The organism is Psychrobacillus glaciei (assembly GCF_008973485.1).
GTDB lineage: Bacteria > Bacillota > Bacilli > Bacillales_A > Planococcaceae > Psychrobacillus > Psychrobacillus glaciei.
This window is the reverse complement of the sequence record NZ_CP031223.1, coordinates 2445208-2459531: the sequence shown is the minus strand read 5'-3', so window position 1 is coordinate 2459531 and position 14324 is coordinate 2445208. Positions and strand designations below refer to the sequence as shown.

General features: G+C 36.3%; 16 protein-coding genes. All 16 read left to right on the top strand.

Annotated elements, in window-relative coordinates; genetic code table 11:
• Positions 1-698: 698 nt before the first annotated feature.
• The 16 genes from PB01_RS11490 to ahrC all read left to right on the top strand — a co-directional run bounded on the left by PB01_RS11490 (position 699) and on the right by ahrC (position 14255).
• Positions 699-908, top strand: a complete 210-nt coding sequence (locus tag PB01_RS11490) for a SpoIIIAC/SpoIIIAD family protein (protein ID WP_151700328.1) — start codon at positions 699-701, stop codon at positions 906-908.
• Between the two features lie 3 nt (positions 909-911).
• A complete protein-coding gene (locus tag PB01_RS11485) occupies positions 912-1295 on the top strand; it encodes a hypothetical protein (protein ID WP_151700327.1) in 384 nt (127 codons plus the stop codon).
• A 13-nt stretch (positions 1296-1308) separates the two neighbouring features.
• Entirely contained in the window at positions 1309-2220 is a 912-nt protein-coding gene (locus PB01_RS11480; RefSeq protein WP_192797347.1) for a stage III sporulation protein AE, read from the top strand.
• A gap of 299 nt (positions 2221-2519) precedes the next feature.
• On the top strand, positions 2520-2852 hold the full coding sequence (locus PB01_RS11475) for a hypothetical protein (RefSeq protein ID WP_151700325.1): 333 nt from the start codon (positions 2520-2522) through the stop codon (positions 2850-2852).
• Positions 2853-2856: 4 nt separating this feature from the next.
• Positions 2857-3390, top strand: coding sequence for a SpoIIIAH-like family protein (locus PB01_RS11470; RefSeq protein ID WP_151700324.1), 534 nt, complete (start codon positions 2857-2859; stop codon positions 3388-3390).
• 135 nt (positions 3391-3525) lie between these two features.
• Positions 3526-4020: an acetyl-CoA carboxylase biotin carboxyl carrier protein gene (gene accB, locus PB01_RS11465; RefSeq protein WP_151700323.1), complete on the top strand. Its 495-nt coding sequence runs from the start codon at positions 3526-3528 to the stop codon at positions 4018-4020.
• A 16-nt stretch (positions 4021-4036) separates the two neighbouring features.
• Positions 4037-5386 carry an acetyl-CoA carboxylase biotin carboxylase subunit gene (accC, locus tag PB01_RS11460; RefSeq protein ID WP_151700322.1) on the top strand — a complete coding sequence of 450 codons (1350 nt, stop codon included), beginning with the start codon at positions 4037-4039 and terminating at the stop codon, positions 5384-5386.
• Positions 5387-5400: 14 nt separating this feature from the next.
• Positions 5401-5796, top strand: a complete 396-nt coding sequence (locus PB01_RS11455; protein WP_151700321.1) for an Asp23/Gls24 family envelope stress response protein — start codon at positions 5401-5403, stop codon at positions 5794-5796.
• A 1328-nt stretch (positions 5797-7124) separates the two neighbouring features.
• Positions 7125-7505 (top strand): transcription antitermination factor NusB, encoded by a 381-nt coding sequence (gene nusB / locus PB01_RS11450; RefSeq protein WP_151700320.1) that lies wholly within the window; start codon positions 7125-7127, stop codon positions 7503-7505.
• A gap of 24 nt (positions 7506-7529) precedes the next feature.
• Complete coding sequence (gene folD, locus PB01_RS11445) at positions 7530-8384, top strand: bifunctional methylenetetrahydrofolate dehydrogenase/methenyltetrahydrofolate cyclohydrolase FolD (RefSeq protein WP_151700319.1); 855 nt, start codon at positions 7530-7532, stop codon at positions 8382-8384.
• Positions 8385-8450: 66 nt separating this feature from the next.
• A complete protein-coding gene (gene xseA / locus PB01_RS11440) occupies positions 8451-9803 on the top strand; it encodes an exodeoxyribonuclease VII large subunit (RefSeq protein WP_151700318.1) in 1353 nt (450 codons plus the stop codon).
• Between the two features lie 5 nt (positions 9804-9808).
• Positions 9809-10030: an exodeoxyribonuclease VII small subunit gene (xseB, locus tag PB01_RS11435; protein WP_151700317.1), complete on the top strand. Its 222-nt coding sequence runs from the start codon at positions 9809-9811 to the stop codon at positions 10028-10030.
• Positions 10023-10907 (top strand): polyprenyl synthetase family protein, encoded by an 885-nt coding sequence (locus PB01_RS11430; RefSeq protein WP_151700316.1) that lies wholly within the window; start codon positions 10023-10025, stop codon positions 10905-10907. Before xseB ends, PB01_RS11430 begins: the two co-directional genes overlap by 8 nt.
• Before the next feature lie 89 nt (positions 10908-10996).
• Positions 10997-12892 (top strand): 1-deoxy-D-xylulose-5-phosphate synthase, encoded by a 1896-nt coding sequence (gene dxs, locus PB01_RS11425; RefSeq protein WP_151700315.1) that lies wholly within the window; start codon positions 10997-10999, stop codon positions 12890-12892.
• Positions 12889-13707 (top strand): TlyA family RNA methyltransferase, encoded by an 819-nt coding sequence (locus PB01_RS11420; protein ID WP_151700314.1) that lies wholly within the window; start codon positions 12889-12891, stop codon positions 13705-13707. The genes dxs and PB01_RS11420 overlap by 4 nt, the downstream gene beginning before the upstream one ends.
• A 98-nt stretch (positions 13708-13805) precedes the next feature.
• Positions 13806-14255, top strand: coding sequence for a transcriptional regulator AhrC/ArgR (ahrC, locus tag PB01_RS11415; protein WP_151700313.1), 450 nt, complete (start codon positions 13806-13808; stop codon positions 14253-14255).
• Positions 14256-14324: the final 69 nt, after the last annotated feature.

Sequence of the window (14324 nt, the reverse complement as noted above, 5' to 3'; positions counted from 1 at the left end):
GAACATTCGTAACAGTATTACCAATAAAGGATCAGAAAGTGACTAAGTCACTTTCTGATCCTTTTGTTTTTATCCGATTATAGTTATAGGCATTAAGTGAATATGTAATCGCATTAGGTGCGGATAGCGCCAGTTTAGGGGGACATCCATTCGGTAGGTGTTTATTTGAAAAAAATAGATAGCTTCCTTTAATAAAGAAGCGCTGAGCAGACGAAATTGCATCTTCGTCCGATTTTAAAAGAATAGGTAAGTATTTATTCTCTTATTAACAAAAACAAATGCATTATGTCTTTACATATTTCAAGAAGGCGACGGACAAACAACCACCACAAGATTACCGAAAAAAGTGAATGGAGAAGTGACACAGTCACTTCTCCATCCACAAAAATTCCCATGGTAATGGTGTAGCCGATGTTTCGTCCAAAGCACTCTAGAAATAGAGAAGACAAAATGCACTTAAAGAACACTAGCGTTTTTCTTAATACTAAGCGTCCATTAAATTGGATTACGGGAAATTCTGTGTTCATTGTATTATTAGTAGCACTGGATTATCAAGTAATGCATTTTAAGATGTACCTGCAAAGTGGACATAGTAAATAAAAAAATGTCCGTTACAAAGAGCTACCATATTTGCGTGGCTTTTTTTCATATTTGTGGACGGACTTTCATATGTTGTTTGTATGGAAGGGGGAGGCATTGTGGAACTTCACGATGTACTTCGAGTGGCTGGTATAGGATTATTAATTGCTATGCTTCATTTGTTTTTTGAGTCAACAGGGAAAAAGGAATTCGCCTTTTTTTTATTTTTTGTCGGTTATATCTATATGACAATTGAGCTTTTACGATTATTGAAGGTTTTCTTTTATGAAATTTCTACATTTTTAGAATGGCTTCTTATGACGAGCTGACAAATGATTGTATATATTACGATTATCATCGCATTTTGTTTATTGCAATTAGTGAAAGCAATTTATCCGCGACTACACTCTGTTGTTTATACAATTTACATTTTTTTGTTCTTATCTTATATTTTGATGAATTTTATCATTCCTTATACTACTCAATTCATTTCTGTCATCCCAACAGCCCTTCTACCTGTGTTTAAGCTGCTTCTATTTTCTGTCATTTTACTATTCGTTTCTCAAATAGTAGAGGAACTACTGATTGAGTATGAATATACAAGCCTTGCTACTATTCTTACATTTACAACAAAAGCAATATTAATAATAGTTTGGCTCAGACATATGCAACAATTTTATGCTAAATTCTTTTCCATAATGGGATTACTTTCTTGAAGGAATGAATCATATGAACGAAATGATTAGCACTATACTCCAACCAGTAAAAGAAGTCATTCAAACGTTTACTTTTATCCTTTTTTTTGCATTTGTGTTTCTTTGTTTAGAGTGGTTCATTCCAAAGAGCAAGAGGCTGTTGAAGTTTCTATTTATCTATCTCATTTGCTTTTTTTGCTTAGAGCCAGCATATCGAACATTAGAACTTATTCAAATACTTGCAAGCCAATTAGTTACATTGTTTTTAGGGATGTATCCTTTGTTAACAGCCGGAATTGCTATTTCAGGAGGAGCATTATTAGTAACACTATGGAATCCTGCTGTTCTGTTATTTGCTTCGTTCACTGCTTTTTTAGCGGAGAAAGTTCTCATACCATCCATTATAGCTGCTTTTATTTTTGATTTAATTAGCAGGATTCATCCAACTACTTCATTTTCTAAGTTATCGGATTTAATACGAATGACATTAGTGGGTACTACTTCAATCGTCTTAGTGTTGTACAGTTTTTTTATAACAGTGAATGGTGTAATTACATGGACGGTCGGGGGGGCGGTTAGTGAGACAGTTAAGCGTTTGATTCAGAATAATATACCATTTGTCGGGTCATTATTAACAGAAAGTATAAGTACAATGAAGAGTTATTCTTCTTCCGCTTCGATCATCACAGGGAATGCACTTCTTTTTTCTGTATTAATATTAGTATCGATTCCGACTATCCAAACCATATTAATCGCCTTTTTATATCGATTACTTGGTGCACTATTAGAACCTTTTTTAGACTCTGATATTAGTGGGTTATTGGATGATATAGGGAAGACTCTTTTTGTCTTATCTATCATTTCGGTATTAATCGCATTTGCGTTCTTTTTCACTATAATATTGGCGATGCTTTTTGCGAAACTCTTAGTGAGTGTGAAAGGATAATTGTTATCATCCAAAGAATTTTATATGGAATTTTATTTATTGTCATCATAGGAGAGCTTTTCTCCATTCTATTAGAACAAGTAGATAAAGAGAAAACAGGATTCATCGTAAAAATATCGATAATATTTTGGATTATGTCTAATCTCTTCATATAAATAGTTTTAACAGCATAAAGTATTATATCCATAATGAAAAGAAGGGTGAGTTCTATTTCACTAAAACAAAAACCCACTTTTCGTTTTGTTGTTATAGGAGGAACAGTACTATTCATAAGTCTACTTTTTTCAGGATTTTTCAATATGAATAATGGAAATAAAACGGAGTCTACCCCAAAAACACTTCAAACCACTGGGGACCTATCGTCGGTCCTTGAAAAGATAAGAGGGGTAGGTCGTGTCGCAATATACTTTCATTATTCGGATGGCCCTGAAGAAAAAACGGAGAGTGATGTATCATTTTTCCAATGGACAAGTGACAGCAAAAGGAACAAGGAGGAGCTAATTGGGATATTAGTAGTTGCGGAGGGAGCGAGCGATAAGCATATACAAAACAAACTGTTGACAACAATTTCATCTGTTTTACAAATATCTCCACATCGAATTGTGATTGAAGAAATGGAATTGGAGGAATAATAATATGAATGTAAAAAAGAGATCCATTTGGTTTTTAACATTAATTAGTTTAGTAGCTGTAATCACTGTTTTCTATGTTACAGATCGAACATCACCATTTGATGGGTTGCAGTTATTTTCAAATCAAACTTTAGATGACGTAGAATTAGTCGAAACTTCTTCTACAAATGAACAATCTTTTGCTTCAAAAAGCAATGCATTTGAAGAAATGAGAATGGAAGTTCAAGATAAACGTAGTAAACTTAATGACCAACTAACAACAAAAGTAGGTAGTAATGATTTTACTGCGGAGGAAAAAGACGCTGCATACAATCAAATTGAAGAATTAGTGAAAATAGATGGTGCTGAAGGAATGCTAGAGCTTATCATAAAATCTCTAGGATATGATGATGCACTTGTTAGAATCGAAGATAACTCGGTGCTAATAGACGTTGTCTCGAGTGAACAATCTTCCAAAAAAGCGTCGGATATTATCTATGCTGTAAAACGCGAGTGGCCAAAAGCTTATAAAGTAGAAGTGAATTTTGACGGTCAATAATAAAAAGAGTGCCATTTAGGCGCTTTTTTTTTATTATTTCGGAAGATTTCACACCTATCTATTTCAAATTATCGTAAAAACGTCTAAAATGGGAAAGGTAAGTATTAATTATGTATACAAAGGGAGCTAGATCACATGAAAATCCAAGAAATTAGAGAAATTATAAAATTAGTCGATCAATCCACACTAGATGAATTTTTATATGAATCAGAAGGCACTAAAATAAAATTAAAAAAGAACGATAAAAGTTCTGTTGCAACAAGTGCAACGGCATTTGAAAGTACTACCTTAGTAGAACAACCTGTTGTATTAGATACTAAGTCAGTGCAAGTAAGCGTATCGAAAGAAGTAATGGAAGAGAAAGTTGAAAAAGTAGAGGAAGATAAATCGTTACAAAAAATTACTTCCCCAATGGTCGGCACCTTTTATCAATCTTCATCACCAGAAGCACCTGTTTACGTTCAAGTAGGTACGAAGGTGTCAGCGGAATCCATTGTTTGTATCGTAGAAGCAATGAAATTATTCAACGAAATAGAAGCAGAAGTGAATGGGGAAATTGTAGAGATTCTAGTTAAAGATGGACAATTAGTGGAATACGGACAACCTCTGTTCCTCGTAAAAGGAAACTAAGAAAGGGGCAAGGACGATGAAAAAAGTATTAATTGCCAATCGTGGTGAAATTGCAGTTCGTATTATTCGAGCATGTAAAGAAATGGACATTGAAACGGTTGCAGTTTATTCCGAAGCAGATCGAGATGCTTTACATGTTCAAATAGCTGATGAGGCATACTGTATAGGACCAAGATTATCAAAAGACTCTTATTTAAATTTTTCTAATATAATAAGTGTCGCAAAATTAACAGGTTGTGATGGTATACACCCTGGATATGGCTTTTTAGCAGAAAATGCAAGTTTTGCGGAATTGTGCGAAGAATGTGCGATTGAATTTATTGGACCTTCGTCATCTGCCATTTCTAGCATGGGTACAAAAGATGTTGCGAGAGAAACAATGCGAAAAGCTGGTGTTCCTATTGTACCTGGTTCAGTGGGAATTATTCCAGATGAAGAAGAAGGACTAAAAATCGCTCGTGAAATTGGTTTCCCTGTTATTATAAAAGCCACTGCTGGTGGTGGAGGGAAAGGGATTCGTGTTGCTAGGGATGAAGAAGAACTAGTAAAAGGAATTCAAATTACGCAAAAAGAAGCTGCTGCTGCATTTGGAAATCCTGGTGTTTACTTAGAAAAATTTATCGAAGAGTTTAGACATGTGGAAATTCAAGTATTAGCCGATGGACATGGAAATGCTGTACATTTAGGTGAACGTGATTGTTCCATCCAACGTAGAATGCAAAAATTGGTTGAGGAAGCCCCTTCTCCAGCATTATCAGAGGAGTTGCGAGCAGCAATGGGTGATGCTGCTGTAAAAGCCGCACTTGCTGTTAATTATAAGAGCGCAGGAACAGTAGAATTTATTTTTGACCATATAAACCAAACATTTTATTTCATGGAAATGAACACACGAATTCAAGTAGAGCATCCTGTAACAGAAATGGTTACTGGTATTGATTTGATTCAACAACAATTAAAAATTGCAGCAGGAGAAAAACTTGCCTTTAAACAAAAAGATATTAAGATAAAAGGTTGGGCAATTGAATGTCGTATTAATGCTGAAAACCCTGCGAAAAACTTTATGCCTTCCCCAGGTAAGATTGACATGTATCTTGCACCAGGTGGAAATGGTGTACGTGTAGATTCTGCGATGTATCCAGGGTATAGTATACCGCCATTTTACGATTCGATGGTTGCGAAACTGATTACTTATGGAGATACACGTGAAGAAGCGATCGCGAAGATGAAACGTGCTTTAGGCGAGTTTATTATAGACGGTGTAGAAACAACAATTTTATTCCATGAAAAATTAATGGATCATGAAGTATTTAAATCTGGTGACTTTGATACAAAGTTCCTTGAAAGATACGATGTAATGAATTCATAATAGGAGTGAAAAATATGGCAGAGACAAATGAACAAAAATTTGTTCAAATGACTCCTGAAGGAAAAGAATACTTAGGCACAATTGAAATTGCTCCAGAAGTAATTACGGTTATTGCAGGTATTGCAACAAACGAAGTAGAAGGTATTGCCGGCACTCGCGGAAATTTTGCAGCGGGGGTTGTAGAACGACTAGGCAAAAAAGTTCATGGTAAAGGTATTAAAACGGAAATATCAAATGATGGATTATTTATTGATGTTTACTGCCTTGTAAAGTATGGTGCATCTGTTCCTACTGTTGCAATAGAGGTTCAAACTCAAATTCGTCAAGCAATTGAAAATATGACAAGTTTGGTACCAAAAGAGGTAAATGTCCATATAACTGGTGTGCAATTTGAAACAACCACAGAATAAGAGAAAGAGCCATCCCTGCGATGGCTCTTTCTCTTTATCTAGCCTCCAGCTCCTATCTCAGCTGGTCTCTTAATATTCTAACAGGGCTACGGATAAACAACCGCCACAGAACCTCTTTAATATTCTTCAGTAATAGTGTAGCCGAAATTTTTTCTGCGACGAGTAACCGCAGGAGAAAATGTTTCGTCCAAATCATTTTGGAAATAGTAACGACAAAATGCACTTAAAGACTGCTAGCGTTTTTCTCAAAAGATAAGAAAGTATATGGATTATCGTACTACGAAACCAGTGTTCATAGTACTTTAAAGAATTATATAATACCGCGGATTTTCGTTTCAGGTGGACGCGTTCCGCGGGGTGAGCGATGAGCCATCACCGCCGCATTCGCGTCGTTTGCGATGGCACATCTGTCTCCGAGGAACGAAGGCTAAGAGCGCCACATCGTGTGGCAACGCCTTCGTGACCAACATCCTGTTGGCCTCCGTCTGGAGTCGCCACCTTTCACTTCAATCCATTAAGCGAGTAGTACCTAACAAGAAGATTATGCCCAGCTATCGCTAGTAATCCAGTAATAGTAAGAATTCATAGTAGAATTTCAAGGGTTTGATCTTGGTTTTTTTTAGTTTTAACGTCCACAGTTTACATGAATCAGTGCGTGTATGATTAGAGTAGGTGGTACTAGAGAAAAATAGATAGCATCCATGTATAAAGAAGCGCTGAGCGGACGAAATTGCATCTTCGTCCGCTTTTAAAAGAATAGGAAAGTATCTAATCTCTCCTTAAATAAACCTTACGCACCTTGTCTCTACCTATTCCAAGAGGGCGACGGACAAACATCCGCCACAAGATTACTGAAAAAATGGATCGTGAAGTGACGCAGTCACTTCACGATCCACAAAAGAAACACCGGTAATAGTGTAGCGATGATTCATCCAAAGCACTCTGGGAATAGAGAAGACAAGAGCACTTAAAGGACGCTAGCGTTTTTATCATGTAACCTTTAACAAGAAATACTCAAAATATGTCCTTCATCTTTCATTTTATAGATTATTATTACTAGTTTTTGCAATAACCTTGTAATAGTCATGCTAGCTCTCTATAATAAGAAGGTCTTTAAAGTTGATTTCAACTTAAAAAACGAGTAGAGAAATAACGATAACTCACATAAAAATTACATTTAATAACCGATGGAATGAAAAAGTAAGAGTTAGAAGATTACATATTGACGTAAATAACTATAGTATAGAGGGTTTCTGAAATAATATGAAAACACTCGAAATTCCTGTATACTATTGATTAGATAGTTACATTTAAAGGAGAACTAAATAATGAAACGAAGATTAGCAAGAGAATTAGCACTACAAGCACTATTTCAGTTAGACAATCACGAAATTTCGATAGAGGAAGCAATTGGTCATGTTACAGATGATCATGATGCATTTTTAACACAACTAGTTAGTGGAGTGGTTGAACATAAAGAACATATTGATGCTTCATTAATAGAGAAGCTAGAAAACTGGTCGCTTTCTCGACTACCAAAAATAGAACGTACAGTACTTCGCATCGCAATTTATGAATTATTATTTACAGAAGAAACACCGGCAAAAGTAGTTATTAATGAATCTATAGAAATTTGCAAAATCTTCGGAGATGAAAAATCTAGCCGTTTTGTAAATGGTGTATTATCCAAATATACAACTCAATCATGATCCGTATTTGAAGGAGAGTTAATAGTGACTAATAATATTATTGACGGCAAACAAATAGCAAGGAAAGTTACGGAAAAAGTTAAAAAAAGAGTAGAAGATTTGAAAACATTAGGAATTACACCAGGGCTAGCAGTTGTTCTAGTTGGCAATAATGCGGCTTCTCAAACATATGTGAACAATAAAACGAAAACATGCGAAAAATTAGGGATGTATTCGGTTCTTATCGAATTAGATGAGCAAGTTTCAGAAGAAGAATTATTAAAACAAGTGGAACTTTTAAATGATGATGAGAAAATTCATGGTATTTTAGTTCAGTTACCATTACCAAATCAAATTGATGAGGATCGTGTAATTGCTGCAATTTCTCCTTTAAAAGATGTGGATGGTTTTCATCCTGAAAACGTTGGAAAAATGATGATTGGACAACCGACATTCCTTCCATGTACACCATTTGGAATTCTAAAGTTATTAGAATATAGTAGTGTAGATATTGCAGGGAAACATGCGGTAATCATTGGTAGGAGTAATATTGTAGGAAAGCCGATGGGACAGCTGTTATTAAAAAAAGATGCCACCGTAACATACTGTCATTCTAAAACAAAAGATTTGCACGTATATACAAAACAAGCCGATATTTTGGTTGTTGCTATAGGTCGTGCAAAAGCCATTGATGCTAGTTATATTAAAGCGGGTGCAGTTGTCATTGATGTAGGGATGAACCGTGATGAATACAACAAATTATGCGGAGATGTAGATTTTACTTCTGCAAAAGAAGTTGCATCGAAAATTACACCAGTCCCGGGCGGAGTGGGACCTATGACAATAGCGATGCTAATGGAAAATACTTGTTTAGCTGCAGAAAATACATGTAAAAATTAATAAGGTAAAAGCTGTTTTTCTACAGAAGAACAGCTTTTAGCTTGTTACAGTATTGGAGTGACCTTAATGTCTACACATACTTACTTAACGGTAAAAGCTCTAACCAAATACATAAGAAAAAAATTCGATGCGGATCCTCATTTACGCGATGTGTATGTAAAGGGTGAGCTATCTAACGTGAAAGTCCATTCGAGTGGACATATTTATTTTACGCTGAAGGATGATTCTGCTCGTCTTACTTCCGTCATGTTTGCAATGCATGCAAAATCGTTAAAGTTTACCCCTGAAAGTGGGATGAACGTGCTTGTACGTGGCGATATTAACGTTTTTGAAGCGGCGGGGCAATATCAACTATATGCTTCCACTATTCAACCAGATGGTATTGGGGAACTTTTCCTTGCCTTTGAACAGTTAAAAAAGAAGCTCGAACAAGAAGGTTTATTTGACCCTATTCGAAAAAAAGCACTTCCTTCTTTTCCTAAAAAAATAGGAGTCGTCACGTCTGAAACAGGTGCAGCTATTCGAGATATTTTAACGACGATAGAACGTCGATATCCGATTAGTGAAGTGGTTGTATTTCCAAGTATTGTCCAAGGTCCACAAGCCGCTCCTTCCATTGTGAAATCGATTGAGCAAGCTAATCGATTAGGTACGATTGATGTACTCATTGTAGGTCGTGGTGGAGGTTCAATTGAAGACTTATGGGCATTCAATGAAGAAATAGTAGCTCGAGCAATTGCTAATAGTCATATCCCTATCATCAGCGCTGTTGGACATGAGACGGATACTACAATTGCGGACTTCGTAGCCGATTTACGTGCACCAACACCAACTGCTGCTGCAGAAATGGCTGTTCCAAGTAAAGAAAATTTAATGAAGAACATTCTAGCTTATCAATCTGCTTGCTTAAATAGTGTATCGAAAAGGCTAAAAGATGAGAAAAATAGATACCAACGTGCAATGCAATCTCCAGTACTTGCCACTCCTGAAAAGCTATATCGACCCTTTATAGAGAGATATGTGCGTACAGAGGAACAATTACAAAGAGAAATCAATCGCTTAGTTCGGGAAAAAGAACGAAATTTAGTACAACTAGAAGATAGAAGACTTCAGCTGTCCCCACAAAAGATGATTGAACAACAATGGAAATTAGTAAAAAACTTAACAAGTCAATTAGCCAAAGAAACACTATCCACCTACGAAAAGCAACTGCAACAATTTATCGGCTCGATACGTACACTAGAAGCGCTGAATCCTTTAAAAATTATGGATCGAGGGTATAGTATTACATATTTAGATGGAAAAGTGGTAAAATCGGTGAAAGACGTAGGAAAAGGCGAATCCATTTATGTTACACTCCCTGATGGTCGTATTGAAGCAATTGTGCAACATGCAGAAATGAAAGAGAGAGGGGACTAACTGTTATGACAAAAAAAGATATTCCGTTTGATGAAGCGATGCAACAATTAGAAAATATTGTACGACAACTGGAGCAAGGCGATGTACCACTCGAAAATGCAATTGAACTATATCAAAAAGGGATGGAGTTCTCGAAACTTTGTAGTGAAAAATTACAAAGTGCAGAAAAACAACTTGTCTCTTTCATCGGTGATAATACGGAAGAAGCTGGTAGTGTAAATGAGTAATTTATTGCAATCTTTTATAGAAACCAATCAACCACTTATTGAACAAAAAATGGATTTATTAATCAAAGAATTAAAAGTGCCTTCCGAGTTGAAAGAAGCGATGGCATACTCTATTCAAGCAGGCGGAAAAAGAATAAGACCACTATATACTCTTGCAGTACTCGAGGAACTTAACGTACAAAGTGAAGATGCAATCGTACTTGCAAGTACGATTGAGATGATTCATACGTATTCACTTATCCATGATGACCTGCCTTGTATGGATGATGACGATCTTCGACGTGGTAAACCAACAAATCATGTTGTTTTTGGGGAAGCACTTGCAGTATTAGCAGGTGATGCTCTGGTAACGCTTGCTTTTGGAATTATAGCCCGATTAAATAGACTTACTGCGGAACAAAAAGTACAGCTGATTGACCAACTAAGCTATGCAGCAGGAGCTGAGGGAATGGTCGGAGGACAAGTACTAGATATGCTAGGGGAAGGGAAACATTTGACCTTATCTGAATTAGAAGCAGTTCACGTCAATAAAACAGGGGCACTACTATCATTTAGTATTTTGGCTGGAGGAATTATCGCGAATGCTCCAAGCGAAATGATGCAAGCTTTAAAAAATTATGCCTTCCATATTGGACTAGCATTTCAAATACAAGATGACATTTTAGATATTGAAGGAACCTCAGAGCAACTGGGAAAAACTGCAGGTAAAGATGCATTAAGTGAAAAGAATACATACCCATCCATTTTAACCCTTGATGGGGCGAAAGTGCAGTTGCAAAACCAATATAGTTTAGCGATAGAAGCACTTCGAACAGTAGGTTTACATGAAGGTCTTCTTGTAGAATTTGCAAATTATATTACGAAAAGATCTAATTGATAGCGAATAATTTTGTTTTAAGGAAGATTATTGTTATTATAATAAGTAAAGTGTTTTGAAGGAAATCTAATAGAAGGTGTGTGATGGCAATGGATTTAACATCAATTTCTAGCCCATCCTTTTTAAAAAGTTTAGATAATGAACAATTAAAGGAATTAAGTGAAGATATTCGATCGTTTTTAATAGAAAAATTATCTGTAACGGGTGGACATATCGGACCAAATTTAGGGGTGGTAGAACTAACAATTGCACTTCATCGTGCCTTTAATAGTCCTACTGATAAATTACTATGGGATGTTGGACATCAAGCGTATGTCCATAAAATATTAACTGGTAGAGCGGATCAATTTGATACTTTACGTCAGTTTAAAGGATTATGCGGATTCCCTAAACGAATAGAAAGTGAACATGATGTGTGGGAAGCAGGTCATAGCTCCACCTCTTTGTCTGCTGCAATGGGAATGGCGACAGCGCGGAATTTACAAAAAAAATCGAATTACGTCATACCAATAATTGGAGATGGCGCACTAACTGGTGGAATGGCTTTAGAAGCATTAAATCATATAGGACATGAAAAAACAGACATGATTGTTATATTAAATGATAATGAAATGTCAATAGCTCCTAATGTAGGGGCTCTTCATAATGTTTTAGGAAAACTACGTACACACGGAACATACAATAAAGCCAAGGATGAGTTAGAAATCTTATTGAAGAAAATTCCGGCAGTCGGCGGGAAATTAGCAAGCACAGCTGAACGTGTAAAGGATAGCTTGAAATATTTACTTGTATCTGGAGTCTTTTTTGAAGAACTTGGTTTTACGTATTTAGGACCAATTGATGGACATAGCTTTGAAGCTTTAGAAGAAAATCTTAAGAATGCGAAAAAGATGAAAGGACCAGTCCTTCTTCATGTTATTACGAAAAAAGGAAAAGGATTCACACCTGCTGAACAAGATAAAATCGGTACTTGGCATGGAACTGGCCCTTACAAAATGGAAACAGGAGATTTTGTTAAGTCAACTTCTGTTGCACCATCATGGAGTGGGCTTGTTGCAGAAACTGCAAGAAAACTTGCGAGAAATGATAAACGTATCGTTGCAATTACACCAGCCATGCCAGTAGGTTCAAAACTCGAGGGGTTTGCTTCTGAATTTCCAGATAGAATGATTGATGTTGGTATTGCAGAACAACATGCGACTACAATGGCAGCTGGCCTTGCAGCAGATGGTATGAAACCATTTTTGGTCATTTATTCTACTTTTCTACAGCGTGCTTACGATCAGGTTCTTCATGATATTTGTCGACAGAACTTAAATGTTGTTATTGGGATTGATCGTGCAGGACTAGTAGGAGCAGATGGAGAAACGCACCAAGGCGTATTTGATATTTCATTTTTGCGTCACTTGCCAAATATGGTGATTATGATGCCGAAAGATGAGAATGAAGGACAGCATATGGTAAAAACAGCGTTTGATTATTCGGATGGTCCAATTGCTCTTCGTTATCCTCGTGGAAATGGTTTAGGAGTCCCAATGGATCAAGAATTGAAATTGATCCCTATTGGTTCATGGGAAGTATTGAAAGAGGGTACACAAGCTGTCATTCTAACTTTCGGTACTACTATTCCAATGGCGCTAGAAGCAGCCGCACAATTAGCACAGGCTAATATTTCTGTTGAAGTAATCAATGCTCGTTTTATAAAACCATTAGATGGAGAAATGTTACGATCACTACAACAACGCCATATACCTATAATTACGGTGGAAGAAAGTATTCTTCAAGGTGGATTTGGTAGCGCTGTTTTAGAATTTTTCAATGAGCATGAATTGAAAGCTAATGTGAAACGAATTGGCATACCGGATATGTTTATTGAACATGGGGATGTTAATCAGTTGTTAGATGAAATAAATATTACGAGCGAAGAAATTGTGAAGGTAGTAGAACATTCTATTGTACCTTCTAACAGGTATATATCATCATGACCAAGACTCCGAAAGAACGAGTAGATGTCCTGTTAGTTGAACAGGGTCTATTTGAAACAAGAGAAAAAGCGAAACGTGCAATTATGGCTGGACTTATTTACAAAAAAGAAGAGCGAATAGACAAACCAGGAGAAAAGATAGAAATAGATTCTATTTTGACAGTGAAAGGGCAAGTGTTGAAATATGTGAGTAGAGGAGGACTAAAGCTTGAAAAGGCATTAGAACAATTTGATCTTACAATTCAAGACAAAATCATGTTGGATATTGGATCATCCACAGGCGGCTTTACAGACTGTGGTTTGCAGAACGGCGTCAAGCATGCATATGCCCTGGATGTTGGAAGTAACCAACTTGCTTGGAAAATTCGTCAAGATCCTCGTGTTACGGTGATGGAAAAAACGAATTTTAGATATGCTTCACCTGCTGATTTTGGAGGAGGGTTGCCTACTTTTTCCTCAATCGACGTTTCCTTTATATCTTTGAAACTCATTTTACCGACTTTAAAAACAATTCTAGTTCCAAACGGTGATGTAATCGCACTCGTTAAACCACAATTCGAGGCAGGGAAAGATCGAGTTGGTAAAAAAGGGGTAGTACGTGATAAAGCGGTTCATTTGGATGTGCTGAATGAAATTGCGAGTTTTGCAGAAAGTCAAAACTTTCATTTAAAAAATGCTTCTTATTCGCCAATTACAGGTGGAGAGGGCAATATAGAATTTTTATTTCATTTAATCAGTGCTGAAAATGAAGTAGTGATACCTCATCAGATCGATTTTGTGGCTCTAGTTAATGAAGCTCATGCTACATTAAAATAACGCGGCTCCTATACGGGGCGCGTTTTTTTCTTGTTACTTTTTAACTGAAATGATAATGTATAAAGTAATTAGTATAAATATACAATGGGGTGACGTGTATGAACAAAGGTCAAAGGCATATTAGAATACGTGATATTATTTCTAATAATGAAATAGAGACGCAAGATGACTTAGTTGATTTTTTAAAAAGTGCTGGATATAACGTTACTCAGGCTACAGTTTCAAGAGATATAAAAGAATTGCACTTAGTGAAAGTTCCACTTCCTAATGGTCACTATAAATATAGCTTACCTGCAGATCAACGCTTTAACCCAGCACAAAAGCTGAGAAGAGCATTGACCGATGCATTTGTAAGTATTGATGGAGCAAGTCATTTTTTAGTCATGAAAACGTTACCAGGTAATGCCCATTCCATTGGGTCATTAATCGATTATTTAGATTGGACAGAAATATTAGGAACAATTTGTGGAGACGATACTTGTTTAATTTTGTGTAGAGAAGTATCAGATTGCGATGTTGTAAAAAAACGTTTACTCGAAATGCTTTAACCAAAATTACCAGCATCTATATGCGATGCCGCCTAGGTAAATACCCAATGTGAATTTGATAAAGAGGTG

What these genes read in the sequence shown, in the direction of transcription:
- PB01_RS11485 (WP_151700327.1), top strand. Translation starts at nt 912, where the DNA reads ATGATTGTATATATTACGATTATCATCGCATTTTGTTTATTGCAATTA.
- PB01_RS11480 (WP_192797347.1), top strand. Translation starts at nt 1,309, where the DNA reads ATGAACGAAATGATTAGCACTATACTCCAACCAGTAAAAGAAGTCATT.
- PB01_RS11475 (WP_151700325.1), top strand. Translation starts at nt 2,520, where the DNA reads ATGAATAATGGAAATAAAACGGAGTCTACCCCAAAAACACTTCAAACC.
- PB01_RS11470 (WP_151700324.1), top strand. Translation starts at nt 2,857, where the DNA reads ATGAATGTAAAAAAGAGATCCATTTGGTTTTTAACATTAATTAGTTTA.
- accB (WP_151700323.1), top strand. Translation starts at nt 3,526, where the DNA reads ATGAAAATCCAAGAAATTAGAGAAATTATAAAATTAGTCGATCAATCC.
- accC (WP_151700322.1), top strand. Translation starts at nt 4,037, where the DNA reads ATGAAAAAAGTATTAATTGCCAATCGTGGTGAAATTGCAGTTCGTATT.
- PB01_RS11455 (WP_151700321.1), top strand. Translation starts at nt 5,401, where the DNA reads ATGGCAGAGACAAATGAACAAAAATTTGTTCAAATGACTCCTGAAGGA.
- nusB (WP_151700320.1), top strand. Translation starts at nt 7,125, where the DNA reads ATGAAACGAAGATTAGCAAGAGAATTAGCACTACAAGCACTATTTCAG.
- xseA (WP_151700318.1), top strand. Translation starts at nt 8,451, where the DNA reads ATGTCTACACATACTTACTTAACGGTAAAAGCTCTAACCAAATACATA.
- xseB (WP_151700317.1), top strand. Translation starts at nt 9,809, where the DNA reads ATGACAAAAAAAGATATTCCGTTTGATGAAGCGATGCAACAATTAGAA.
- PB01_RS11430 (WP_151700316.1), top strand. Translation starts at nt 10,023, where the DNA reads ATGAGTAATTTATTGCAATCTTTTATAGAAACCAATCAACCACTTATT.
- dxs (WP_151700315.1), top strand. Translation starts at nt 10,997, where the DNA reads ATGGATTTAACATCAATTTCTAGCCCATCCTTTTTAAAAAGTTTAGAT.
- PB01_RS11420 (WP_151700314.1), top strand. Translation starts at nt 12,889, where the DNA reads ATGACCAAGACTCCGAAAGAACGAGTAGATGTCCTGTTAGTTGAACAG.
- ahrC (WP_151700313.1), top strand. Translation starts at nt 13,806, where the DNA reads ATGAACAAAGGTCAAAGGCATATTAGAATACGTGATATTATTTCTAAT.